General features: G+C 68.7%; 27 protein-coding genes. 16 read left to right on the top strand and 11 right to left on the bottom strand.

Features of this window, described 5'->3' with window-relative positions; all coding sequences use genetic code 11:
- The first annotated feature begins 50 nt into the window (after positions 1 to 50).
- Genes ACFVM3_RS20105 through ACFVM3_RS20085 form a run of 5 tightly spaced genes read left to right on the top strand, consistent with a single transcriptional unit; the run spans position 51 to position 2997 of the window.
- The gene (locus ACFVM3_RS20105) at positions 51 to 674 is read left to right on the top strand and encodes an FABP family protein (RefSeq protein ID WP_378440608.1); all 624 of its coding nucleotides are present in this window, start codon (positions 51 to 53) and stop codon (positions 672 to 674) included.
- A gap of 10 nt (positions 675 to 684) precedes the next feature.
- Positions 685 to 1296: a 5-oxoprolinase subunit PxpB gene (pxpB, locus tag ACFVM3_RS20100; protein WP_378440606.1), complete on the top strand. Its 612-nt coding sequence runs from the start codon at positions 685 to 687 to the stop codon at positions 1294 to 1296.
- Positions 1293 to 2165, top strand: coding sequence for a biotin-dependent carboxyltransferase family protein (locus tag ACFVM3_RS20095; RefSeq protein WP_378440604.1), 873 nt, complete (start codon positions 1293 to 1295; stop codon positions 2163 to 2165). The genes pxpB and ACFVM3_RS20095 overlap by 4 nt, the downstream gene beginning before the upstream one ends.
- Positions 2153 to 2566 (top strand): hypothetical protein, encoded by a 414-nt coding sequence (locus tag ACFVM3_RS20090; protein WP_219147294.1) that lies wholly within the window; start codon positions 2153 to 2155, stop codon positions 2564 to 2566. The genes ACFVM3_RS20095 and ACFVM3_RS20090 overlap by 13 nt, the downstream gene beginning before the upstream one ends.
- Positions 2566 to 2997, top strand: coding sequence for a TFIIB-type zinc ribbon-containing protein (locus ACFVM3_RS20085; protein ID WP_378440602.1), 432 nt, complete (start codon positions 2566 to 2568; stop codon positions 2995 to 2997). The genes ACFVM3_RS20090 and ACFVM3_RS20085 overlap by 1 nt, the downstream gene beginning before the upstream one ends.
- Here the strand turns inward: ACFVM3_RS20085 and ACFVM3_RS20080 are convergent.
- A complete protein-coding gene (locus ACFVM3_RS20080; RefSeq protein WP_125679648.1) occupies positions 2990 to 3844 on the bottom strand; it encodes an aminodeoxychorismate lyase in 855 nt (284 codons plus the stop codon). The two genes, ACFVM3_RS20085 and ACFVM3_RS20080, sit on opposite strands and share 8 nt — an antisense overlap.
- A 30-nt stretch (positions 3845 to 3874) precedes the next feature.
- Between ACFVM3_RS20080 and ACFVM3_RS20075 the strand changes: the two genes are divergently transcribed.
- From ACFVM3_RS20075 to ACFVM3_RS20065, 3 genes are all read left to right on the top strand, one after another.
- A complete protein-coding gene (locus ACFVM3_RS20075; RefSeq protein WP_378440600.1) occupies positions 3875 to 5002 on the top strand; it encodes a YgfZ/GcvT domain-containing protein in 1128 nt (375 codons plus the stop codon).
- 499 nt (positions 5003 to 5501) lie between these two features.
- Positions 5502 to 6065: a hypothetical protein gene (locus ACFVM3_RS20070; protein ID WP_007032564.1), complete on the top strand. Its 564-nt coding sequence runs from the start codon at positions 5502 to 5504 to the stop codon at positions 6063 to 6065.
- Positions 6062 to 7009, top strand: a complete 948-nt coding sequence (locus tag ACFVM3_RS20065) for an asparaginase (protein WP_378440599.1) — start codon at positions 6062 to 6064, stop codon at positions 7007 to 7009. The genes ACFVM3_RS20070 and ACFVM3_RS20065 overlap by 4 nt, the downstream gene beginning before the upstream one ends.
- On the opposite strand, the gene ACFVM3_RS20060 is transcribed toward ACFVM3_RS20065, so the two are convergent.
- A complete protein-coding gene (locus ACFVM3_RS20060; protein ID WP_378440597.1) occupies positions 7006 to 7905 on the bottom strand; it encodes a hypothetical protein in 900 nt (299 codons plus the stop codon). The genes ACFVM3_RS20065 and ACFVM3_RS20060 overlap by 4 nt on opposite strands.
- Positions 7906 to 8112: 207 nt before the next feature.
- Between ACFVM3_RS20060 and ACFVM3_RS20055 the strand changes: the two genes are divergently transcribed.
- A complete protein-coding gene (locus tag ACFVM3_RS20055) occupies positions 8113 to 8298 on the top strand; it encodes a DUF3073 domain-containing protein (RefSeq protein ID WP_007032561.1) in 186 nt (61 codons plus the stop codon).
- Positions 8299 to 8386: 88 nt separating this feature from the next.
- A complete protein-coding gene (locus tag ACFVM3_RS20050) occupies positions 8387 to 9247 on the top strand; it encodes a 3-hydroxybutyryl-CoA dehydrogenase (protein WP_378440595.1) in 861 nt (286 codons plus the stop codon).
- Here the strand turns inward: ACFVM3_RS20050 and ACFVM3_RS20045 are convergent.
- Positions 9238 to 9531 carry a hypothetical protein gene (locus tag ACFVM3_RS20045; protein WP_378440593.1) on the bottom strand — a complete coding sequence of 98 codons (294 nt, stop codon included), beginning with the start codon at positions 9529 to 9531 and terminating at the stop codon, positions 9238 to 9240. The two genes, ACFVM3_RS20050 and ACFVM3_RS20045, sit on opposite strands and share 10 nt — an antisense overlap.
- A gap of 284 nt (positions 9532 to 9815) precedes the next feature.
- A complete protein-coding gene (locus tag ACFVM3_RS20040) occupies positions 9816 to 10271 on the bottom strand; it encodes an excisionase family DNA-binding protein (protein WP_378440591.1) in 456 nt (151 codons plus the stop codon).
- A gap of 122 nt (positions 10272 to 10393) precedes the next feature.
- Between ACFVM3_RS20040 and ACFVM3_RS20035 the strand changes: the two genes are divergently transcribed.
- From ACFVM3_RS20035 to ACFVM3_RS20025, 3 genes are all read left to right on the top strand, one after another.
- On the top strand, positions 10394 to 11293 hold the full coding sequence (locus ACFVM3_RS20035; protein ID WP_378440589.1) for a Gfo/Idh/MocA family protein: 900 nt from the start codon (positions 10394 to 10396) through the stop codon (positions 11291 to 11293).
- 222 nt (positions 11294 to 11515) lie between these two features.
- Positions 11516 to 12166: a VanZ family protein gene (locus ACFVM3_RS20030; RefSeq protein ID WP_378440587.1), complete on the top strand. Its 651-nt coding sequence runs from the start codon at positions 11516 to 11518 to the stop codon at positions 12164 to 12166.
- A gap of 177 nt (positions 12167 to 12343) precedes the next feature.
- Entirely contained in the window at positions 12344 to 13144 is an 801-nt protein-coding gene (locus ACFVM3_RS20025; protein ID WP_378440585.1) for a GNAT family N-acetyltransferase, read from the top strand.
- 122 nt (positions 13145 to 13266) lie between these two features.
- Here the strand turns inward: ACFVM3_RS20025 and arfB are convergent, their stop codons facing one another.
- The 6 genes from arfB to ACFVM3_RS19995 form a co-directional block, all read right to left on the bottom strand.
- A complete protein-coding gene (gene arfB / locus ACFVM3_RS20020) occupies positions 13267 to 13698 on the bottom strand; it encodes an alternative ribosome rescue aminoacyl-tRNA hydrolase ArfB (protein ID WP_378440583.1) in 432 nt (143 codons plus the stop codon).
- Between the two features lie 82 nt (positions 13699 to 13780).
- Positions 13781 to 14851 (bottom strand): phosphoribosylformylglycinamidine cyclo-ligase, encoded by a 1071-nt coding sequence (purM, locus tag ACFVM3_RS20015; RefSeq protein WP_126736225.1) that lies wholly within the window; start codon positions 14849 to 14851, stop codon positions 13781 to 13783.
- 30 nt (positions 14852 to 14881) lie between these two features.
- Positions 14882 to 16420 (bottom strand): amidophosphoribosyltransferase, encoded by a 1539-nt coding sequence (gene purF / locus ACFVM3_RS20010; protein WP_378440581.1) that lies wholly within the window; start codon positions 16418 to 16420, stop codon positions 14882 to 14884.
- 218 nt (positions 16421 to 16638) lie between these two features.
- A complete protein-coding gene (locus ACFVM3_RS20005) occupies positions 16639 to 17040 on the bottom strand; it encodes a hypothetical protein (RefSeq protein ID WP_378440579.1) in 402 nt (133 codons plus the stop codon).
- Positions 17024 to 17263, bottom strand: a complete 240-nt coding sequence (locus tag ACFVM3_RS20000) for a DUF397 domain-containing protein (protein WP_005152616.1) — start codon at positions 17261 to 17263, stop codon at positions 17024 to 17026. The genes ACFVM3_RS20005 and ACFVM3_RS20000 overlap by 17 nt, the downstream gene beginning before the upstream one ends.
- 284 nt (positions 17264 to 17547) lie before the next feature.
- Positions 17548 to 18426, bottom strand: coding sequence for a helix-turn-helix domain-containing protein (locus ACFVM3_RS19995; RefSeq protein ID WP_378440577.1), 879 nt, complete (start codon positions 18424 to 18426; stop codon positions 17548 to 17550).
- A 202-nt stretch (positions 18427 to 18628) separates the two neighbouring features.
- Between ACFVM3_RS19995 and ACFVM3_RS19990 the strand changes: the two genes are divergently transcribed.
- The gene (locus ACFVM3_RS19990) at positions 18629 to 19426 is read left to right on the top strand and encodes an SAM-dependent methyltransferase (RefSeq protein WP_378440626.1); all 798 of its coding nucleotides are present in this window, start codon (positions 18629 to 18631) and stop codon (positions 19424 to 19426) included.
- Positions 19427 to 19510: 84 nt separating this feature from the next.
- Here ACFVM3_RS19990 and ACFVM3_RS19985 read toward each other — a convergent pair whose 3' ends face one another.
- Entirely contained in the window at positions 19511 to 19891 is a 381-nt protein-coding gene (locus tag ACFVM3_RS19985; RefSeq protein ID WP_034312575.1) for a sterol carrier family protein, read from the bottom strand.
- Positions 19892 to 19944: 53 nt separating this feature from the next.
- Between ACFVM3_RS19985 and ACFVM3_RS19980 the strand changes: the two genes are divergently transcribed.
- Entirely contained in the window at positions 19945 to 20580 is a 636-nt protein-coding gene (locus ACFVM3_RS19980; RefSeq protein ID WP_378440624.1) for a type VII secretion system-associated protein, read from the top strand.
- 104 nt (positions 20581 to 20684) lie between these two features.
- On the top strand, positions 20685 to 21500 hold the full coding sequence (locus ACFVM3_RS19975) for a lysozyme (protein WP_378440622.1): 816 nt from the start codon (positions 20685 to 20687) through the stop codon (positions 21498 to 21500).
- Positions 21501 to 21669: the final 169 nt, after the last annotated feature.

Raw genomic sequence — 21669 nt, 5'->3', positions numbered from 1 at the left:
GGTTCGCCGTGTACGTCGTCTACCGGCTTTACGCGGACCAGCGCTGACCCATGACGGCTAGTGGCGACGAGGCCATCCAGGCCGCGGAGAAGCGCGCGGAAAACACGCGCGACCGGAACCTTCCGCAGTTCGACGACATGCCCATCCCGGGCGACACCGCGAACCTGCGCGAAGGAGCGAACCTCAACGACGCCTGCCTGGCGCTCCTGCCGCTCGTCGGTGTCTGGCGCGGCGAGGGCGAGGTCGACTATCCGACCATCGACGGCCCGTACCGGTTCGGCATGCAGCTGACCATCGCGCACGACGGCCGCCCGTTCCTCACGCACGAGGCACGAGCCTGGCTGCTCGACGAGGACGGCAAGGTCATCCGTCCCGCCGCGCGCGAATCCGGGTTCTGGCGCCCGCAGGCCGACGACACGATCGAACTGCTGCTGACCCACAACACCGGCATCGTGGAACTCTTCTACGGCAAGCCGCGCGGCAAGGCCTCGGTCCCGGCATGGGAACTCGGCACCGACGCGGTCGTCCGCACGTCGTCCGCCAAGGACGTCACGGCTTCGCAGCGGCTCTACGGCATCGTCAACGGCGAACTCGGCTACGTCGAGGAGCGCGCGATGATGGGCCAGGACCTGCAGCCGCACACGTCGGCGCTGCTGCGTCGCGTGGTGGGCTGACCCTCTTCCCATGCGTTGGCGTGCCTACGGCGAGCACGCCGCCCTGCTCGACTGCGCTTCCCTCGCCGAGTCGATGGCGGCGCACGCGACGGTCGTTTCCGCGCGTCCGTCCGGCATCGCCGAACTCGTGCCCGGCGCCCGCAGCCTGCTCGTGGTGGAAATCCCGGGCTCCGGCGCCCTGGCGGCCGTCCGCGAACTGCTCGCGGACGCCGACCTCGAACACCCGCCGGATGGCGAATCCCGCGAGATCACGCTCGACGTGACCTATGACGGCGAAGATCTCGAACTCGTCGCTCAGGACGCCGGAGTGTCCACTGAGGACGTTGTCCGGCTCCACACCGGCGCCGTCTACACCGTCGCCTTCACCGGGTTCGCGCCCGGATTCGGTTACCTGACAGGGCTTCCCGAGCCGCTGCGGCAGCCGCGGCTCGCGGCTCCGCGCACTCGCGTGCCGCCGGGCTCGGTCGGCATCGCGGGCGAGTTCACCGGTGTCTACCCCCGGGTCTCGCCCGGTGGCTGGCGGCTGATCGGCCACACCCGGACCGTCCTGTTCGATCCGCGCGCCGACCCGCCCGCGCTGCTGGCGCCCGGCGACCGCGTGCGGTTCCGGAGCGCCGGATGAGAGCCTTGGAAGTGGTCGCGACCGGTCCGCTCGCGCTGGTACAGGACCTCGGCAGGCCCGGTTTCGCGCATCTCGGGGTCCCGCCGTCCGGCGCGCTCGACGTCCCGGCGTTGCGGCTGGCCAACCGGCTCGTCGGCAACGACGAAGCCGCCGCGGGAGTCGAGTGCCTGTTGGGCGGGTTACGGCTGCGCGCCACGACGTCCTGCACCATCGCGGTGACCGGCCCCGCCGTCGCCGTGGAGGTCGACGGGCGCCCCGTCGGCTCGCATGCGCCGGTGTGGCTGGCGGCCGGGCAGATTCTGGCGATCGGTGCTCCCGCCACCGGATTACGGTGCTACCTGGCGGTTTCCGGCGGGATCACCGTCGACGCGGAACTCGGCAGCCGGTCGCGAGACGTCCTTTCGGAGATCGGGCCGGCGCCGCTGAAAGCGGGTGACGTCCTCCCGCTCGGCACGCCGTCCGTGTCCGGAGGCGCCGACGTCGTCGCGCCCACGGCGGCTCCGGCGGAACTGGTCGTGCGGATCGACCCGGGCCCGCGGGCGCATTGGTTCGAGAACCCGGCGTACGGGCTCGCGAAGACCTGGACGGTGACGGCGGAATCCAACCGCGTCGGCCTCCGGCTCGACGGCCCCGCGTTGACGCGAGCGGCCGAATACGCGGACCGGGAGCTGCCGAGTGAAGGCCTGCTGACCGGCGCCGTCCAGGTTCCGCCGAACGGGTTGCCCGTGGTGTTCTTGGCGGATCATCCAACTACCGGTGGTTATCCGGTGGCGGCCGTGGTGAGACAGGCGTCACTCCCGGCGCTCGCGCAGGCCCGACCCGGAACCCTTCTCCGCTTTCACTCGTCCACGAGGGTGTGGAACAGGTAAAGGTCGACGGTGGCACGGGTGTCATCGACACGAATTCGGTCCCAACCCAACCAGAGCTACCGCAATCGCTGCGGATCGCGCTGGCCACCGGTCAGATGCGGCGCCCGCTCGGCGACACGCTCCGCCCGCTTCTCGATCTCTTCGCCGACGGCGAATACCAGGTCGCCGGACCCGAACGGCTGGCCGAGGACCGCTACCTGACCCCGAGCGCCGACTGGCCACCCGCCGACGTGTCCCGCGTCGGCTACTACCGGACGGCGATCAAGAGCGGGCACCGGCCGGTCGCCATCGTGCTGGAGACCACGGACGCGGCGGTGATCCTCGACGGGCATCACAAGATCGCGGCCTACCGCGAAGAAGCGATCCTGCCGCACCTGCTGATCATCAGCCCGCTCAACTGATGGACGCCCCGCGCTTCCGCGATCCGCAGATCAGGCTCAGGGACCTGGCCGACGAGCCGATCCTGGTCGTCTGCCCGCGCTGCTCGCGCCGGGCCTCGGTCACCCCCGAACGGCTGACCTGCGTCGGCTGCGCCCTGGCGCGCGTTCGTCCCGCCCCGGACTACAGCGCGTGGAACGGCCCGATCGACCCGTTCTTCCGCGAACCTCTGTGGCTCCGCGCCGACTGCTGCGGCGGGAACACCCTCTGGGCGTTCCACGCCCGGCATCTCGACCTGATCGAGCGGTTCGTCGCGGCGAAGCTGCGCGAACGTGGGCTCGGGGACCGTCCCGGCCTGACCTTGGTCGCGCGGCTGCCCGCGTGGATGACCGCGGCGAAGCACCGGGACGAGGTCCTCCGGACCATCGCCGAGCTGCGCGCGACGCTCAGCTGATCGCGTACTCGCTCTCGTACGCGGCGGCCAGCTCGGCGTGGATCGCGCTGGAGTCGGTGAGCGCGGCGCCGTCGAGCGTGTGCACCCTGGTCAGCTTGCGGACCGACGACGCGAGGAACAGTCCTTCGCCTCCGGTGAGGTCCGAGACCTTGAGCGGCTCGACCTTGACCGACCAGCCCGCCCGCTCGGCGCCGCGGAACAGCGCCGCCTGCGTCGTCCCCGGCAGGATCCCGATGGTCGCCGGCGGCGTGTAGAGCGTCTTGTCCTTCGCGAGGACGACCGTCGAAGTCGGTCCTTCGAAGACCGTGCCGTCGGCGGCGGTGAAAATCACATCGCTCGCGCCACGGCGGCCCGCCTCCCGCAACGCGGCCATGTTGACGCCGTACGAAATCGACTTCGCGCCCAGCAGCAGCCACGGCGCGCGCTCGGCGAGGTCGGGCTCGATCCCGCGTTCGAGGGTGATCGCCGCGACGCCTTCGACACGGGCCCGCTGGACCTTCTCGTCGATCTCCACGCCGAGCGCGAACCCGAACGGCTTCGCCTCCGGGTCGCCGTCGATTCCCCTGGTGTACACCAGTTTCAGTGCGATCTCGGCCGGGCCGGACCAGTTGTCGATGACGACCTGCGCGGCGCGTTCCCAGGCGGCGAGATCCGGCTCCGGCAGGTCGAGCATGGCCGCGGAACGGGCCAGCCGCTCGAGGTGCGGGCGGAGCTCGCGGGGCCGTCCGTCGACGACGAGGATCGTCTCGAACACGCCGTCTCCGCGAAGCAGTCCGAGATCGTCCACCCGCAGGTGAGCGGCTTCGGGGTCGGCCAGGGTCCCGTCGAGGAAGGCAAGCACGCGCATGGGGACACGGTACTCACTAGCATGGGTTTCATGCCCTACCGCTCCCCCCTGCTCGACCTTCCCGGACCGATCGCGGCACCCGACGGGCATCCGGAAGAGGGTGTCCCGTGGCATTGGGGTGATCCCTTCGCCGAGCAGCGGACGGCCGCGCGCGGCGCGGTCGTGATCGATCGTTCCCACCGCGAGATCCTGGCCGTGACCGGGGAAGAACGGTTGTCCTGGCTGCATTTGGTGATCTCGCAGCACGTGACCGGGCTCGCCGAAGGCACCGGCACCGAGGCGCTCGTCCTGGACAGCCTTGGCCGCGTCGACACGCATATGGTCGTCGCGCACGCGGACGGCACGGTGTGGCTGGACAGCGACAGGGGCGCGGTGGCCACCAGCGCGCTGCCGTCCGGCGGCAAGCAGACTTTGCGCGAGTACCTCGAAGCGATGAAGTTCTGGTCCAAAGTGGACATCCGCGATGTCTCGGACGAGCTGGCGCTGCTGACCGTTCTCGGTCCCGAAGCGGACCGCGTGCTGGATTCCGTTGGCGTCTCCGTGGGCTCGGACCCGTACTCGGTCGTGGCGATCCCCGGCGGTTTCGCGCGGCGGATGCCGTGGCCGGGACGCCACAGCGTCGACCTCGCCGTCCCGCGCGCCGAACTCGCCGACTGGTGGCGGCGCCTGACCGACACGGGCGCGCGCCCCGCGGGCAGCTGGGCGTTCGACGCGCTGCGGGTCGAGTCGCTGCGGCCGCGGCTGGGCCTCGACACCGACGAGCGCACGATCCCGCACGAAGTGAACTGGGTCGACTCCGCCGCGCACGTGGCGAAGGGCTGCTACCGCGGGCAGGAGACCGTCGCGAAGGTCCACAACGTCGGGCGGCCGCCGCGGTACATGGCGCTGCTGCACCTGGACGGTTCGCCGGAGATCACGCCGGAAACCGGCGATCCGGTGGTGGTGGGCGAGCGGACGGTCGGCCGGGTCGGCAGCGTGGTGCAGCACCACGAACTGGGGCCGATCGCGCTGGCACTGGTCAAACGCTCGATTCAGCCGGGCGCGGAACTGCTGGTGGGCGCCGAGGACCGCGTGGTGCAGGCGGCCATCGATCCGGACTCGGTGCCCGGTGAGGCGCCGGCGCCCGGGCGGGAAGCGGCTCAGCGGTTGCGGGGGTAGGCAGGGTTTCCGGCTTGCGCTCCGGTGCCTTCGGAGTTCCGTGAAGGCCTCCTTGAGGACTCTGGGTCCCTCAAGGAGGCCTTCACTACCTGCAAGTGGGTCACTTCCGCCTCACCTGTCACTGGCCACAGGCGACCGCGCGTGAAGGACCCCTTCCCTCGGCTGAGCGCTGAAAACTCGTCCTTCACTCACGAACCAAGTACGTGAAGGCCCCCTTCACGGCGCCTAACGCCATGAAGGCCCCCTTGATGTACTCCCACCTCAGCCATCCACAAGTTGTCCACAACGTTGCCCACCTGTGGACAACTCCGCCGACCAGCACTTTTCCGCCTCCACCCCCGGTAGACTGGACCTGGGGCCGCCCCCGGGACGGGTGGGGGGCGCGCTCTGGAAGGAACCGAAAGAGCGGCGGTCCGGCGGAGGGTGTCGTGAGGAGCGGAGATCTTTGTGGTATCGCTCCCTGCGGAACATTTTCGCTGGAGCGCGATAAGCTACGCGGGTGATCGAAGTCCGGCCCGGTGGTCGCCGTCGTATCGACCGCGTGCTCGGCCCTGGGTATCTCAGCGACCTCGGCGAGCTGACCCTTTCCGTGCTGCGCGAGCGCCGTGACGAGGCCGCGCAGGAGGAGACCGACCTGTCGTACCTGCGGCGCCTGCTGCACGCGCGGATCGACATCGTGCGGGCCGAGCAGGAGCGCAGGAGTTCGGGCGGTGAGAGCAGCGTCGTCGAACGGCTGGCCGCGATCCTGGCGGACAACGCGATCGGCCCGGCGACGGGTTCGGGCAGGCACCAGCGGCTGGAGCCGTCGCGCGCGGGTGAGCACCGCCGGTTCGCCGAGGCGCTCATCGGTGACACGGACCTTTCCGACGTCAGCACACTTTCGGACGAGAAGCTGGTCAACGCCCTCAATCGGTACGCCGACGAGGAGGTTTCGGTCTCCTCGTACCGTCGCGAGGTCCAGAGCGTGATGGACACCATCAACGCCGAGATCGCGACCCGCTATCGCAAGGGCACGGCGTCGGTCGACGACCTGCTCGACACCGAACGCGGCGGATCCGAGTGACGAACCCGGTCCTGGTCGAGGTCGTCCGCTCCGGTTTCGTGGAGAGCGTGCACCGCGGCGCGCTCGTGATCACCGCCCCGGACGGCTCGGTGCGGTTCGCCGCGGGCGACATCGAGCGGCCGGTCTATCCGCGCTCGTCCAACAAACCCCTGCAAGCCGTCGGGATGCTCCGCGCCGGTCTCACGATCGGCGACGAAGAGCTCGCGCTGGGTTGCGGATCGCACAACGGCGAGCCCGGCCACGTCGAGGGCGCCCTCTCGATGCTTTCCCGCGCGGGGCTGAGCGAGGACGCGCTCGCCTGCCCGCCCGCCTTCCCGCTGCACGAGCCCAGCATGCTGGCCGTGGCCTCGGCCGGGAAACGCCGCGCCGCCATGAACTGCTCCGGCAAACACGCCGCGATGCTCATGACCTGCGCGCAGCTCGGCTGGCCGACCAAGGACTACGAAGCCGAGATCCATCCGCTGCAGAAGATCATCCAGGCCACCGTCGCCGACCTCACCAGCGAGACGATCGAAACGGTCGGCGTCGACGGCTGCGGGGCGCCGCTGTTCGCGTTCTCCCTCACCGGCCTCGCCCGCTCCTTCGGCAGGCTGGTCACGGCCATCGGCGGGCCGGAACGCAGGGTCGCCGACGCGGTCCGCGCGCACCCGTGGCAGGTCGCGGGCACCGGCCGTGAGGACACCGTGCTGATGCGGACCATCGAGGGCCTGCTTTCGAAGGGCGGCGCCGAGGGAGTGCACGCGTTCGCCCTCCCGGACGGCACCGCGCTGGCACTGAAGATCGACGACGGCGCGGCCCGTGCCCGGCTCCCGCTGCTGCTCGCGACGCTGCGCCATCTCGGCATCGACCCTGGTGACGAGGCAGGCGACCTCGCGCGCGGCGCGGTACTCGGCGGCGGGAAACCGGTCGGCGAACTGAGGGTCGCCGAAGGCCTCTACGGCTAGTTCGCGCGTTCCCGCGCGGCCAGGTCGCCCCAGAAGTCCCGCAGGTCGGCGAACAGTTCCGCCAGCTCGTCGACATTGCCCGTGCGGAGCGCGTCGAGGATGTCGTGCACTTCTTCGGCGGTCGTGTCGGCCTGGAGGATCGAGTCGGCGAAGAGCTGCACGAGGCCGCCGTAGTCGAGCTCGACCGCGGAGCCGGGGTGGAAGCTGTCGAGCCAGCGTCGCGTCTCGAGCAGCACCCGGCCCGGCCCCGAGTCGCCGAAGGTCGCTTCGAGCAGGTCGCCGACCTCGCGGGCGCGATGCCGCGCGTCGGCGATGGAGACCCGCCACGACACCTCACGTTCGGGATCGTCGCGGCCCTTGCCGAGTTTGACCCGGCGCATCCCGGGATCGAACAGCACGAACCACGGAAGCGGGACGGTCCACGTCGTCGACAGCGTGTGCGAAGCCGAGGCGGACAGATCACCGATGGCGGACTTCGCCCGCGAGCGGATCGTGTCGAGTGACGCGCCGCCCGCGTCGAGCACCGCGCTCTTCAACGCGGGGTGCGCGTCGCCGAGGAAGGTCACCAGTGCCGCGGCCGAGCGCGCGCGGATCTCCATCGGACAGATCAGCGGCCCCGGGCCCGCGTCGCCGTGCTCACCCTCCGGCACGTCTTCGGGATCGAGGACGAGGACATCGGTGACGAGACTGGGCGCGGCCCTGCCGTCCGCGAGCTCGGCGGGCAGCAACCGGCCGACGTGCTGTGACTTGAGCCACAATGCCTGCTCGCGCGTCCCAGCGGCCGAACGATCGAGCCGGGCCGCTTCGACGGCCTCGAGCAGGCGTTCGTCCGGTGGATCCCCCAGCGCGAGCAGGGGCTCATAGACGCGGAGATAAGCCGCGAACGGACGGGGCACACGAGCATCGTGGCACGCCGACCTGCGACTATCGCCACCGACCGGCCGGTAACCGGCGTTCCGTGAACACTGTCGCCACCGGCACACCGTGCCACGTCGCATCCAACCCCCCGGACACGGTACGGTGTCAGCAGGAAAGAATTGTCGAGACGATGCGGGGCCGCCGATTCCCCCGGCCGCCCCGCCCCTGTGCGAGGGGGTCGAGCCATGGGGCGCGGCCGGGCTAAGGCCAAGCAGACGAAGGTGGCGCGCGAGCTCAAGTACAGCTCGCACGAAACCGACTTCGATGCTTTGCAGCGCGAGCTGTCCAGTAGTTCCTCGGAAGACAGGCACGAGGACGACAAGCGGTATGACGACGACCCGTACGACGGGTACGACGAATACCGCCGCTGAGCAACGCGTGACACGCGAGGGTGGATCCGGGCTTGCCCGGTAGACCACCCTCGCGTGTCGCGTGCTGCCCAAAATATGAGGAGGTGCCATGTCTGACGTAGCGCGAGTAGGTGTCGTCGGGGCCGGGCTCATGGGCTCGGGCATCGCCGAGGTGCACGCGCGGGCCGGGCTGGACGTGATCGTCACCGAGGTCAACCAGCCGGCGCTGGACTCCGGGCGGGCGCGGATCGAGAAGTCGCTGCAACGCGGCGTCAAGAACGGGAAGCTCTCGCAGGAAGACGCCGACGCGGCGCTCGGACGGCTCCGCTTCACCACCGAGATCGGCGAGTTCGCCGACCGCGACCTCGTCATCGAAGCCATCCTGGAACAGGAGCAGGCCAAGGTCGAGGTGTTCCGGTCGCTGGACAAGATCGTCGAGCGGGAGGACGCGGTGTTCGCGTCCAACACCTCGTCGATCCCGATCATGAAGCTCGGGATGGCCACCGGCCGCCCGCAGCAGGTGGTCGGCATCCACTTCTTCAACCCGGTCCCGGTGCTGCCGCTCGTCGAGCTGGTGCCCTCGCTGCTGACCAGCGACGACACCGCCCGCCGTGCCGAGGAGCACGCGACCACGGCGTTGCACAAGACGGTGATCCGGTCGCAGGACCGCGCCGGGTTCATCGTGAACTCACTGCTCGTGCCGTACCTGCTTTCGGCGATCCGGATGATCGAGTCGGGTTTCGCGTCGGCGGAGGACATCGACCGCGGTATGGAGCTCGGCACCGCGCACCCGATGGGCCCGCTGCGGCTGTCGGACCTGATCGGCCTGGACACCATCAAGGCGATCGCGGACTCGATGTACGCCGAGTTCAAGGAGCCGCTGTACTCCTCGCCGCCGCTGCTGCTGCGCATGGTCGACGCCGGCCTGCTCGGCAAGAAGTCCGGCCGCGGGTTCTACAGCTACTCCTGACCGGCCTCTTCACAGCGACGGAGCGCTGCGACCGACTTCCGTAGGCCGCAGCGCTCCAAGGCATCGAGAACTTCGGCGACACTGGTGGGCGGAGCGCGGCGCGCGTCGACTATGCGCCGCACCGCTTCCACGACCACACGCTCACTGAGCTCGATCCTGCCGAGGACGAAGTCGTCGGCGCTCTGGGCCTCGACGTTCCAGCGGCCGAGAACCCGTTCAGGGAAATCCCGCAGGTTCTCGGTCACGATGACCCGCGCCCGCGCCTTGATGGCCGCCGCGAGCACGTGCCGATCGTCCAGGTCGGGCAGTTCGAGCGTGGTGACGAGCGGGCTCGTAGCCGGTGACCAGGCAGTCCCGGACAGAGGCGTTCATCAGGCTTCGCGTCCTGTCGAGCTTGCGCGGGTCGAGATCGGGCCGGTTCTTCCGGAGATTCCGGAAGACCTCGTCGAGGATTTCGTCCGTCCACTTCGCCTGCACGAACCCGCTCTGCGCGATCCGGAGCAAGAGATCACGCAGAACGTTGGGGGTAGAGCACGTTGGCGTCGAAAAGGACCACGAAGGCCACTCGCTAGGTCAGCCCCATCTCCTGATTCAGGGCGGAAAGCTCATCCGCCGCGTCGCGGCGCCGTCGGTCGTCTTCTCGCATGTACTCGTGGAGGGACCCGGCCTTCACCCGGCGATGTTTACCGACCGTGCGGTATTCGATCCGCCCCGCTTCGAGCAGTCCGATGAGGAACGGCCGGGAAACGTTGAGCAGGTCGGCCGCCTGCTGTGTGGTCAGTTCCGCGTGTGACGGGACGATGGACACGCTCTCGCCTGCCGCCACCAAGGCCAGCACCCGTGCCATCAGTTCGACGATTCCCCGGGGAACGACCACGGACTCTTCGTTCTCATCGACGACGACGCGCACCGTGTCCTGTTCATGGCGCCTGGCCAGATAGGCCTCGACGTGCGGAAGTGCCTCGATCGCCACATCGATGTCGTGGCGTCCCGGGACGATCTGGTCGATGGTCAACGCAGTCATCACTGCTCCCGTGTTCAACGTGGTCCCAGTATCGGCTCTCAACGAATTATTCGCAACGAACGCAATAAACGCAACTCGATGGTGCGTTCAGCTTGCGTGGCGGCACACCTAGACTCGGGGGCGTGGGACAGGGACAGCTGCGCGCGGGTCTGATCGGTGCCGGTCCGTGGGCGAAAACGGTGCACGCGCCAGGTCTCGCCGATCACCCCGGGATGACGTTGCGCGCGGTCTGGGCCAGGCGTCCCGAGGCCGCGAAGGTGCTGGCCGAGGCGCACGGCGCCCAAGCCGTCGACAGTTTCGACGAGTTGCTCGACCAGGTGGACGCGGTCGCGTTCGCGGTGCCGCCCGCCGTCCAGGCGGAGCTGGCGGTCAAGGCGGCCGAAGCGGGCAAGCACCTGATCCTGGAGAAGCCGATCGCCGCCGACCTCGACGGCGCACGGCGGCTCGCGGACGCGGTGGAAGCCGCCGGCGTCGCCGCCCTCGTGGTCCTCATCCTGCGGTTTTCGCCGATGACCCGCGAGTGGCTCGACGGCATCAAGGAGGCGGGCGGCTGGCGCGGCGGCGGGGCGCGGTGGCTTTCGGGCGCGCTGCTCGGCGGCCAGTACCAGTCCTCGGCGTGGCGGCACGACTCCGGCGCGCTCGCCGACATCGGCCCGCACGCCCTCGATCTGCTGGACGCGGCTCTCGGTGAGATCACCGAGGTGCTCGCCGCGAACCGGACCGATGACGATCTGTGGCAGTTGCTGTTAGCCCACGAGGGTGGCGCGACCAGTACGGCGACCCTGTCGCTGCGGCTGCCGATCCAGCCGACGGTCGTCGAAGTGGCCGTTTACGGCGAGCACGGCTACCGCACCTTGGGCCGCAAGCCGGGCTCGGCCGGCGAGTCGTACACCGCGCTCCTGGACGATTTCGCCGCGATGGCAGCGAGCGGGACGACCTCGCACCCGTGTGACGTGCGTCGCGGACTGCACCTGCAGAAGCTGCTCGAACACGCGCGGGAACTCGCCGGACACGGCAAGTAGTACACAGGTCACCCACAAGGCTTTTCCTTGTGCGATAAGGCCTTCTTCCGAAGCGTCCGCAGTCATCCACAGGTTTGTCCACAGGTTCCTTTGTGGACGGTCAGCAGCATGGGAAAACCTTTTCCGCCACCGGAAAAGATCACCTCTTAGTGCGTTCGCTCCGCCGTGCCGAGTCGATCTCGCGATGCGAAGGTGATCTTGGGCGCTCCGGAAAGGAAGGCCATGGGTGAGCTGCTCCGCGCTTTCGGCGGGATGATCCCGTTGACGATCATCGCGATTCCGTACGCATTGCTCGGGTGGCCGCTCCTCGCGGCTCATCGACGGCGAAGACGGGCCGACCTCTTCTCCGCGTCGGCGACCGCCGCTGTCGACATGACACTCGCACTGGCCTGTTTCCTGGTGTTGTGCCTGGTCACGATGCCGGTGACCGGCGTGCAGGCCAGCAGGCTGAACCTCGAACCCGGCACCGACCTGCGGCTCGCCCTGTCCGACGGCGCCCATCTCTGGCAGGCCCTGGGCAACGTCCTCATGCTGAGTCCGCTCGGCGCCCTGTTCCCCGTGCGGTCCCGCCGCCTGCGGTCGCTGGGCCGGATCGCGCTGGGCGCGCTGGCCCTCTCGGTACTGGTGGAAGGCACGCAATATCTGATCCAGGCGGGCAGGGTGACCTCGGCCGACGACATCCTGCTGAACACGCTGGGCGCCGTGGCGGGCGCCGCGCTGAGCAAACGCCTGTGGGATCGCCTGGACGTCCGGCCGCCGGTGCGGATCCCGGTCCAGGTCCGTCGGGTGTGCGACGCCCCCGTCCGGCTGCGGGTCCCGAGATCGGTGTGGGACGAGCGGTATTCGAGTATCGCGCATCCGCAGCGGAGGTAAATCGGTTGACCGTCGTGCGAGAGTGATCACGAAAGCCCTGCGTAACGAGAAAGAGGGATGCCTCATGCCTGACGCCTTCGGTGGCGTCGGCACGAGCTAGCCGGCGCACACGCCAGCTCCACCACGCACGCGGATCTCCCGTGCGTCTCTTTCTTCTGCCCGAAAGGCTTTCCACCAGTGCTTTCCGAGACGATTCGTGCTTTGCAGTCCTACATTCGCCTCACCGCGGCGAAGTTCCGGGAGACCGAGCGGATCGGGCCGTTCCTGGCCACGTACTACCTCGAGGCCGACAGCCCCTTCCTCAACTACGCGATCCCCGACGACGGCGCCGTCCCCACCAATGAAGACGTCGCCGCCCTCACCGAGGCGTTCCGTGAGCGCGGGCTCGTGCCGCGTCTGGAATTCCTCACCGAAGCGGTTCCGGCCGCCGAGGCCGTGCTCGTCGAGTGCGGTTACACGCTGGAGCGGCGGGTCCCGCTGATGATCTGCTCCCCGGGGCAGGTCGTCGCACAACCGGAACCGGCCGGGATCAGCCTGGTCACCCCGAAAACCGAGGGCGAACTCCGGCAGATGATCCGGGCGCAGAACGTGGCGTTCGGGGAGGAAGATCCCGATCAGCACCTCGACCCGTCACCGGATCAGCTGAGCGGCGAGACCCTGTCGGTGATGGCCGTGGCCGAAACCGGCGACGTCGTCGGCGGCGGGGTCGCGACCGCGATCCTCGACGGCGCGACCGAGATCGCCGGGATCGGGGTGATCGACGGGTACCGGAGCCGCGGGATCGCCGCGGCGATGACGGAGTACCTGACGCGCGAAGCCCACGCGCGCGGTGGCCACTCGGTGTTCTTGACGCCGGGCGCCGGGCAGGCGGAACGCGTCTACGGCCGGGTCGGCTTCAAGACCGCGGCCGAGTGCGTGCACCTGTCAGTGCCGGTCAGCGGAGCTGGAGCTGACCGCGACGGGGAACCACACGCGTGAACCCGCCCGGCCGAAGGCCCCGCTATCGCGGTGGCAGGGCGCCTTCTCGATCCGGCTTGACCGGCATCGCCGACGAGCGCCCTGCCGACGTCGATCGCGGTCGCGGGTTCACCACTGTGGACTCAGTCGTCTGAGAAACCGCCGCGGCGGGATTTCTTGACCTCGCCGCGGCGCTTCTTCGAGGCCAGGCGGCGTTCCTTCGAACCTCGCGAAGGTTTGGTGGGACGCCGCTTGGCGGCCGGGGGCGCCGACGCGTCCAGCAGCAACATCACCAGCCGCGCCCGCGCGGCCTCCCGGTTCATCAGCTGGGAGCGGTGTTCGGAAGCGGTGATCGTGACGACCCCGTCGACCAGCCGCGACGAAAGCCGGTCCAGCATCCGCGCCCGGAGATGTTCCGGGACGGACGCCGAACCGGCCACGTCGAAGGACAGTTCGACCCGCGAGTCCGTGGTGTTCACGCCCTGCCCACCCGGACCCGACGACCGGGAGAACCGTTCGCTCAATTCGGCACCCTGGATCACGAACCGGGTGCCGACCACCACGTCATCAGCCACGGACCCAGTGTTCCACCAGGGCCAAGAGAATATTCAGTGCCTGTTGGTGCGTCGATCGCGGCGCGGGTTCACCAACGGACACTCAGAAGCGCGGGTGGTCACCGGAGAGCACGGCGCGCGGGCCGTCCGGGTCCTCCGCGGGCTGCACGTCGCCGAGGATCCACGCCGGCACGTGCCGCGCGGTCAGCATCGCCAGCGCCCGGTCGACGTCGTCGGCGCCGACGATCGCGACCATGCCGACGCCCATGTTGAACGTCTTCTCCAGCTCGGCGCGCTCGACCTTGCCGCGGTGGCCGATCAGCGCGAACACCGGCGCCGGGGTCCAGGTGCCGCGTTCGAGCCGGGCGACCAGTCCGCGCGGCATGACGCGGGCGAGGTTCTGCTCCAGGCCACCGCCGGTGATGTGCGCGAACGTGCGGACGTCGGCCTCGGCCGCCAGCGCGAGGCAGTCCTTCGCGTAGATCCTGGTCGGCTCCAGCATCTCCTCGCCCAGCGAGCGGCCGAACTCCTCGACGTGCCCATCGAGCGGCATGCGCGCGATGTCCAGCAGCACGTGCCGGGCGAGCGAGTAGCCGTTGGAGTGCAGGCCGGACGAGCCGAGCGCGAGGACGACGTCACCGGGGCGGACCCGCTCCGGGCCGAGCACGTTCGACGCCTCGACGACGCCGATACCGGTGCCCGAAAGGTCGTAGTCGTGCTCGCCCATCAGGCCGGGGTGCTCGGCGGTCTCGCCGCCGAGCAGCGCGCAACCCGCCTGGACACAGCCCTCGGCGATGCCGCCGACCAGTGCCGCGATCTTCTCCGGGACGACCTTGCCGACGGCGATGTAGTCCTGCATGAACAGCGGCTCGGCACCGGTGACGACCAGATCGTCGACGACCATCGCGACCAGGTCGATGCCGACCGTGTCGTGCTTGTCGAGCGCCTGCGCGACGGCGATCTTGGTGCCGACGCCGTCGGTCGACGAGGCCAGCACCGGCTCTTTCCACTTGTCCAGCTTCAGGGAGAACAGCCCGGCGAAACCGCCGACCCCGCCCATCACCTCGGGCCTGGTGGCCCTCTCGGCGTGCGGTTTGAGCAGCTCGACGGCTTTGTCACCGGCGTCGATGCTGACGCCGGCGGCGGCGTACGTGGCGCTCGTGGACTCGCTCACGGAAGCGGACTCCAACTCTGGAAGTGAGGTCTAGGGACGCCGGATGGCGTCCTCAGCACCGTACCCGGCAGGGCTGACGGGCTTCGCCGCGCCATTGACCGAGTCCAGGCTCTCCAGCAGGTGCTTCCCGATCAGCGCGTCTTCTGGCAGCGCGATCGGGTACTCGCCGGAAAAGCACGCGGTGCACAACCGCGACTTCGGCTGCTCCGAAGCCGCGACCAGCCCGTCCAAGGAGATGTAGCCCAAGGTGTCCGCGCCGATGGAGCGGCGGATGCCGTCGAGGTCGACGCCGTTGGCCACCAGTTCGGCGCGCGAAGCGAAGTCGATCCCGTAGAAACACGGCCAGCGCACCGGCGGCGACGCGATCCGGACGTGTACCTCGAGCGCGCCCGCCTCACGCAGCATGCGGACCAGGGCGCGCTGGGTGTTGCCGCGGACGATGGAGTCGTCGACCACCACGAGCCGCTTGCCGCGGATGACATCGCGCAGCGGGTTCAGCTTGAGGCGGATGCCCAGCTGGCGGATGGTCTGCGACGGCTGGATGAAGGTGCGGCCGACGTAGGCGTTCTTCACCAGGCCGGTGCCGTAGGGGATGCCGGAGCCCTGCGCGTAACCGATGGCGGCCGGGGTGCCGGATTCGGGCACCGGCATGACCAGGTCGGCGTCGGCCGGGTGCTCGGCGGCGAGTTTGCGGCCGATCTCGACGCGGGTGGCGTGCACGCTGCGGCCTGCGATCGAGGTGTCGGGGCGGGCGAGGTACACGTACTCGAAGACACAGCCCTTGGGCTCGGGGTTCGCGAACCGCGAGGAGCGCAGGCCCTCGGCGTCGATCGCGATGAGCTCACCGGGCTCGACCTCGCGGACGAACGACGCGCCGCAGATGTCCAGCGCGGCCGTCTCGCTCGCGACGACCCAGCCGCGTTCGAGCCTGCCGAGTACCAGCGGGTGCACACCGTGCGGGTCACGCGCGGCGTACAGGGTGGACTCGTCGGCGAAGACCAGGCAGAACGCGCCCTTGAGGGTGGGCAGGAGTTCCAGCGCGGCGGCTTCGATGCCCTTGTCGGCGGCGTTGGCCGCGAGCAGCCCGCACACCAGGTCGGAGTCGCTGGACGAACCGGTCAGGCCCGCGTGCGGTTTGAGCCCGGCCTCGACCGTGCGATCCCGCAGTTCGGCGGTGTTGACGAGGTTTCCGTTGTGCGCGAAGGACAACCCGCTGCCGGTGGCGGTGGTGCGGAAGATCGGCTGCGCGTTCTCCCAGATGGTCGCGCCGGTGGTCGAGTAGCGGCAGTGGCCGACGGCGATATGTCCTTGCAGCGACTGCAGGACCTGCTCGTCGAACACCTGGCTGACCAGGCCGAGATCCTTGAAGACGACGATCTGCGAACCGTCGGAGACCGAGATGCCGGCCGCTTCCTGGCCGCGGTGCTGAAGTGCGTAGAGCCCGTAGTAGGTCAGCTTCGCGACCTCTTCTCCGGGCGCCCAGACACCGAAGACGCCGCATTCCTCGCGGGGTTCCGGATCTGGCTGGTCGGTCACGGGCTGTCCGGCGACGGACGGGTCGGAAACCACCGAGGTGCTCCCAGGGAGAAAGAGGGCAGGCCGCCACCAGTGTAAACGGTGAGCAGGAGATCAACGCGTCGCGCGACGTGGCACTGGACACGCTTCGGGTGATGACCGTGAGTGACGAGCGGGTGTCAAGGCCCGGCACTCACGACCCCCGACCAGCCGACCGCTCCCCCTCGACAGAGGCGGTCGACTGTGCTTAGGACGCGTTCAGCCGGCCGCTTTCAACCAGCAGCCAGCCACTTGGACGTGCCGCCGCGGCCGGGGACCCAGCAGCCCTTGGCCGCGGTCTCCGGGACGTACAGCGAGCCGGGGGTCCGCTCGTCCGGAAGCGCGAGCAGTGCCGTCAGCACCGTCGCCGCGTCGCCGGCGAACCGCCACAGCCAGACCTCGGGCTCGAGGATGTCCTCTTCGGTCCCGGGCATACGGGTGGCGACGACGTCGTCCTCGGCGTTGAGCCGGACCACGTCGACCACGTTGTCGTGGACCCGCACGCCGACCACGGCCAGTACCTCGCCGTTCGCGTCGCACGGGTGCACGAACTGGTACCCGCGGTGGATCAGTTCCTGAAGGCCGCTTTCGATATCGGTGATCTCCGCGGTGATGGTGTCACCCGAGGACGTCATCGAATTCGCCGTCCTTGGCACCCGCGAGGAACGCGGCCATCTCGGCCTGGGTGTAGATCAGGGCCGGCCCGGTCGGAAAGCGCGAGTTGCGCATCGCGATCTCGCCGGAAGCGAGCGGCGCGACCTCGACACAATTGCCGATCGCGTTGCTGTAACTGGCTTTGCGCCATTGGGCGCCGGTAAGACGATCGGCCGGGATGCCGTTGTCGAACTGTTCAGCCATGGTCCCCACCTTCCCCGACAGAAGACTTCGGGCGATGCATCTGCATGTGCATCTGCCTGTGATCCCAAAGTTAGCACGTGTGACTGCAGCGGTAAATGCACGTGCAGAAGTTTTTGCAGAATTCGCAAGGGGTGATGACTCAAGCCCTCGGGCGCCCCACTAAAGCGTGACGGGTGCCGCCCCCAATGGGTGAACAGCTACCACCTGTGGCCGAATTTTCGGGGACAGGCAAGGAAACCCCGGCGGCAGCCGGGACGGCGGGCAGCCCCACAACGGTGAGCGGCTCAGATTTCGGCGCGGCGCTTCATCAGCATCTGGCGGCTGCGGTCCGGCGTCTCCGCGTCGACCGCGAGCATGTCCAGCGCCCGGCTGTACCGCTCGATCTCGTCGCGTTTGTCGATGTAGTGCGCGCCGGTCAGGTACTCGGTGTAGGCGATGTTCGGCAATTCCTCTTCCGCGAATCTGAGCAGCGAGAACGCGCTGTCCGCGGAGTAGCCGCTCCGGTCGTACGGGAGGACTTGCACCGAGATGTTCGGCTGCTGGATCATCTCCAGCAGGTGGTCGATCTGGCCCTTCAGCACCTCGCGGTCGCCGATCGGCCGGTAGAGCACCGACTCGTCGAGCACGAGCCACAAGCGCGGCGCGTCCGGCCGCGACAGCATCTTCTGCCGCCGCATCCGCAGCGCGACCCGGCGGTCGACCTGTTCGTTGACCATGTCCCTGCGGCCGTGGCTCATGATCGCCCGCGCGTAGTCCTCGGTCTGCAGCAGACCCGTGACGTACAGCGGTTCCCACACCTGGATCCGGGCCGCGGCCTCTTCGAGCCCGACGAGGTCGTTGAACCAGCTCGGCATCAGGTCGCCGTAGCGGCGCCACCAACCCGGCTCGTTCGACTCCTTGACCATGTCGAGGAACTGCTGCCGCTCGCCGGGATCGGTCATCCCGTACATGGTCAGCAGATCGGCGACGTCGCGTTCCTTGAAGCCGACGCGGCCCAGCTCGAGACGGCTGATCTTCGACTCGGATCCCCGGATGCTGTAGCCGGCCTCCTGGCGTGTGATGCCCGCGTCCTCGCGCATCCGGCGGAGCTGAGAGCCGAGGATCATCCGCCGCGCGGTGGGACCCAGGGACTGCTCACCGCCAGGCGGGGTGACCGCGTTCATCGACCGGGGACCTTTCGCAAGACGACACTCACAGGAGAACAAGCCGATTACTGAAAGTACACGTTTGGACCTCGACACGACAGGGATGGCTCGGTTTACCGGTCGCGTACGTGGTTCTACTCTACGTAGAGCCCGAGACTTCCGACACAGTTTTGTGAGGTTCAAGATGCCCGACGCCCCGACCCGGACGGAACGAGTGCCCGTGGGTGTCGACCCGACCCGGGCCAGCATCGCCCGGGTGTACGACGCCTTCCTGCTCGGCAAGGACAACTACGAGATCGACCGGGAGGTGCTGCGCAAGGTCCAGCAGGCGGCCCCCGAGGCGCAGGACCTGGCGACCGAGAACCGCGGCTTCCTGATCCGCGCGTGCCGGTTCCTCGCCAGCCAGACGGGCATCACCCAGTTCCTCGACCTCGGATCCGGCCTGCCGACGGCCGAGAACACGCACCAGGTCGTGCAGCGCATCAACCCGGAGATCAAGGTCGTCTACGTCGACAACGACCCGGTCGTGCTCGCCCACGGGCGCGCGCTGCTCGAAGAGAACGAGAACACGCACTTCGTCTCGGACGACATCTTCGAGCCGGAGCGGATCATGGAGAACCCGGACATCCGGCGGCACATCGACTTCTCGCGGCCGATCGCGTTGCTGCAGCTCGGGACCCTGCACCACTACAACGGGCCGCACGACGAGCCCGCCAAGATCATGAAGAAGTACATCGACGCGCTGCCGTCGGGTTCGTACGTGGCGATCTCGCACTTCTCCGACCCGGAGGACGAGCTGTCCGAGACCGCCCGCAAGATGGAGGAGTTCTTCATCCACAGCCCGATGGGCTCGGGCACCTTCCGCACCAAGGCCGAGATCGAGGAGCTGTTCCACGACCTCGAGATGGTCGAGCCCGGCGTCCAGCTGTGCGCCGACTGGTGGCCGGACGGCCCGCGGATCAAGGAGCTGAACGCGGCCCAGCGGACGATCTCGGGCGGCATCGGCCGTAAGGCCTGAGACCGCCTTCTGGCTGCTATGAAAGGTCCTTTCCTTGCAAATTTTGCAAGGAAAGGACCTTTCATAGCATTGCCGGGAGCGGGTTCAGAGGCGGACCAGCGGCAGCCAGCGGGCCAGATCAGCCCTGCTCCCGGAGGCGGTGACCCGCCCCGACTCGACGGCGTCGGCCCAGCCGAGCAGCCCGGTCGCCAGTTCCAGCCACGTGCGCGGATCCGTTTCGACGACGTTCGGCGGCGTCCCGCGGGTATGGCGCAATCCTTCGACACACTGCACCGCCGCGAACGGCGGCACCCGCACTTCGACACTCTTCCCCGGGGCGTCCCCGGCCAGCGTCCGCAGGCTCAGCCGCACCGCGGCGGCCAGCTCGGGACGGGCCGGTTCCGGACCGGATCCGCTCAACCAGGGGGAAATCGCCGCGATCGCGGCTCGTAACTCAGCGGGGTCGACCGAACGCGAAGAGGCCATGGGAGAACAGTAGAGTGAGCGCGAACAAACCTTCAGGCACCCGGAACGTGGGGATGGCGATGGCGCAGCGGGACGAGGCGGATCGGTTGGCGTCGAGCCCGGCGGGCAAGGCGGGCAAGCGGAAACAGGCCAAGCCGAAGATCACCGAAGAGATGCGCGCCAACGCAAAGGCCAACCCCAACAGCTGGCTGTACGTCATCGACGAGGCCTTCGACCCCGACGGCCCGGTGCCGTCCTGGGCGGTCGTCGGCGCGTACCCGGTGAACGGCGGGGGCGAGATCGTCGAGGACTTCCACCCCAACGACCGTTACCGTCCCTCGCCCAAGGCGCTCGGTTTCCCCGAGCCGCGCAACGAACTCGAGCAGCTGCTCCAGCTGGTGCGCACGAACCACCGTCCGGCCGCCGACCTGCCGCGGGTCATCCTCGACTCGACGCTGTTCGTCTACGCCCTTTCGCCGGTGCAGCGCACGGTGATCGGCTTCCACAACACCGACGGCAAGGTGCTCGTTCCCGCGTACACGGCCAAGTCGCTGGTACCGCGCGAATGGCCGCACGCCAGGGCGGTGCTGGGCCGGGACATGGTCCCGCTGCTCGCCGGGCACCCCGTGACGATCAACCCCCACGACCGGCTCACCGCGATCATCCCCTCGGAGCACCTCGACAAAGCCCTTATGGACGAGCGTCGATAGGGCCCGATTAACCCACTCGGCCCAATATATTCAGGGTCAAAGCAACTCTTTCGGGTGATGTTCGAGTCGCTGATTCCCTTTCCGCGGGGGATCGTGACGACGTGATGAGTCGCAGAGTGTGTTCAAAAGGCTGGGGGGCCGTCCTCGCGGCGGGGGTTTTGCTGCTTGCGCAGACCCCCGCCGTCGCACGGGAAAGCGGGCCTCGTTACGACGGGGCCGAGGAGCACTACGCCGGTTCACAGATCGCGCTGCACGAAGGCGTCAACGTGTCGGTGGGGCCGCTGTACGGCGGTGAAGCCCAGACGCTCGGCCACGACGTCAGTGGTCACCAGGGCGAGGTCGACTGGCCGGCCGCCGCCCGGACCGGCGCGAAGTTCGTCTACGTGAAGGCGACCGAGGGCACCGGCTTCGTCAACCCCCGCTTCGCCCAGCAGTACAACGGTTCCTACGGCGTCGGCCTGGTCCGCGGCGCGTATCACTTCGCTCGCCCCGACATCTCGGACGGCGCCGCGCAGGCGCACTACTTCGTCGACCACGGCGGCGGCTGGTCCAAGGACGGCAAGACGCTGCCGGGCGCGCTCGACGTCGAGTACAACCCGTACGGCGAAACCTGTTACGGCAAGACGCCGGCGCAGATGGTCGCGTGGATGGCGTCGTTCGCGACGACTTATCTGCACCGCACCGGACGGCATCCGGCGATCTACACGTCGACCAGCTGGTGGAAGCGCTGCACCGGGAACAGCGCCGTGTTCTGGCAGAACCCGCTGTGGATCGCGCGTTACAACACGGAGATCGGCGAGCTGCCCGCTAGCTGGAAGACCCACACCATCTGGCAGTTCTCGAACAAAGGCAGTCTGCCCGGCGACCAGAACTGGTTCAACGGCACGGTCGATCGCGTACGCGCGCTGTCGCTCGGATGAACGCTCACCCGAGTGGGCGTTACAAGATCACATAACCAGGCCTACTTGGAAATGAAAATCACCCACGCGTAGTACCAATTTCACGGAAGTTAGTGACAAACCCGGCACTCGTCGTCAACAATCGTGCCCGGACGGCTACCACCTGCAAGGTCGCCGTCCTCAGCGAGGG

It is taken from the genome of Amycolatopsis sp. NPDC057786, from assembly GCF_042797905.1.
Classification (GTDB): Bacteria; Actinomycetota; Actinomycetes; order Mycobacteriales; family Pseudonocardiaceae; genus Amycolatopsis.
Note: the sequence above shows the minus strand (reverse complement) of the source record. Positions and strands in the feature narration are given on the sequence as shown.

What these genes read in the sequence shown, in the direction of transcription:
- ACFVM3_RS20105 (WP_378440608.1), top strand. Translation starts at nt 51, where the DNA reads ATGACGGCTAGTGGCGACGAGGCCATCCAGGCCGCGGAGAAGCGCGCG.
- pxpB (WP_378440606.1), top strand. Translation starts at nt 685, where the DNA reads ATGCGTTGGCGTGCCTACGGCGAGCACGCCGCCCTGCTCGACTGCGCT.
- ACFVM3_RS20095 (WP_378440604.1), top strand. Translation starts at nt 1,293, where the DNA reads ATGAGAGCCTTGGAAGTGGTCGCGACCGGTCCGCTCGCGCTGGTACAG.
- ACFVM3_RS20085 (WP_378440602.1), top strand. Translation starts at nt 2,566, where the DNA reads ATGGACGCCCCGCGCTTCCGCGATCCGCAGATCAGGCTCAGGGACCTG.
- ACFVM3_RS20080 (WP_125679648.1), bottom strand. Translation starts at nt 3,844, where the DNA reads ATGCGCGTGCTTGCCTTCCTCGACGGGACCCTGGCCGACCCCGAAGCC.
- ACFVM3_RS20075 (WP_378440600.1), top strand. Translation starts at nt 3,875, where the DNA reads ATGCCCTACCGCTCCCCCCTGCTCGACCTTCCCGGACCGATCGCGGCA.
- ACFVM3_RS20055 (WP_007032561.1), top strand. Translation starts at nt 8,113, where the DNA reads ATGGGGCGCGGCCGGGCTAAGGCCAAGCAGACGAAGGTGGCGCGCGAG.
- ACFVM3_RS20050 (WP_378440595.1), top strand. Translation starts at nt 8,387, where the DNA reads ATGTCTGACGTAGCGCGAGTAGGTGTCGTCGGGGCCGGGCTCATGGGC.
- ACFVM3_RS20040 (WP_378440591.1), bottom strand. Translation starts at nt 10,271, where the DNA reads ATGACTGCGTTGACCATCGACCAGATCGTCCCGGGACGCCACGACATC.
- ACFVM3_RS20030 (WP_378440587.1), top strand. Translation starts at nt 11,516, where the DNA reads ATGGGTGAGCTGCTCCGCGCTTTCGGCGGGATGATCCCGTTGACGATC.
- ACFVM3_RS20005 (WP_378440579.1), bottom strand. Translation starts at nt 17,040, where the DNA reads ATGACGTCCTCGGGTGACACCATCACCGCGGAGATCACCGATATCGAA.
- ACFVM3_RS20000 (WP_005152616.1), bottom strand. Translation starts at nt 17,263, where the DNA reads ATGGCTGAACAGTTCGACAACGGCATCCCGGCCGATCGTCTTACCGGC.
- ACFVM3_RS19995 (WP_378440577.1), bottom strand. Translation starts at nt 18,426, where the DNA reads ATGAACGCGGTCACCCCGCCTGGCGGTGAGCAGTCCCTGGGTCCCACC.
- ACFVM3_RS19985 (WP_034312575.1), bottom strand. Translation starts at nt 19,891, where the DNA reads ATGGCCTCTTCGCGTTCGGTCGACCCCGCTGAGTTACGAGCCGCGATC.
- ACFVM3_RS19980 (WP_378440624.1), top strand. Translation starts at nt 19,945, where the DNA reads ATGGCGATGGCGCAGCGGGACGAGGCGGATCGGTTGGCGTCGAGCCCG.
- ACFVM3_RS19975 (WP_378440622.1), top strand. Translation starts at nt 20,685, where the DNA reads ATGAGTCGCAGAGTGTGTTCAAAAGGCTGGGGGGCCGTCCTCGCGGCG.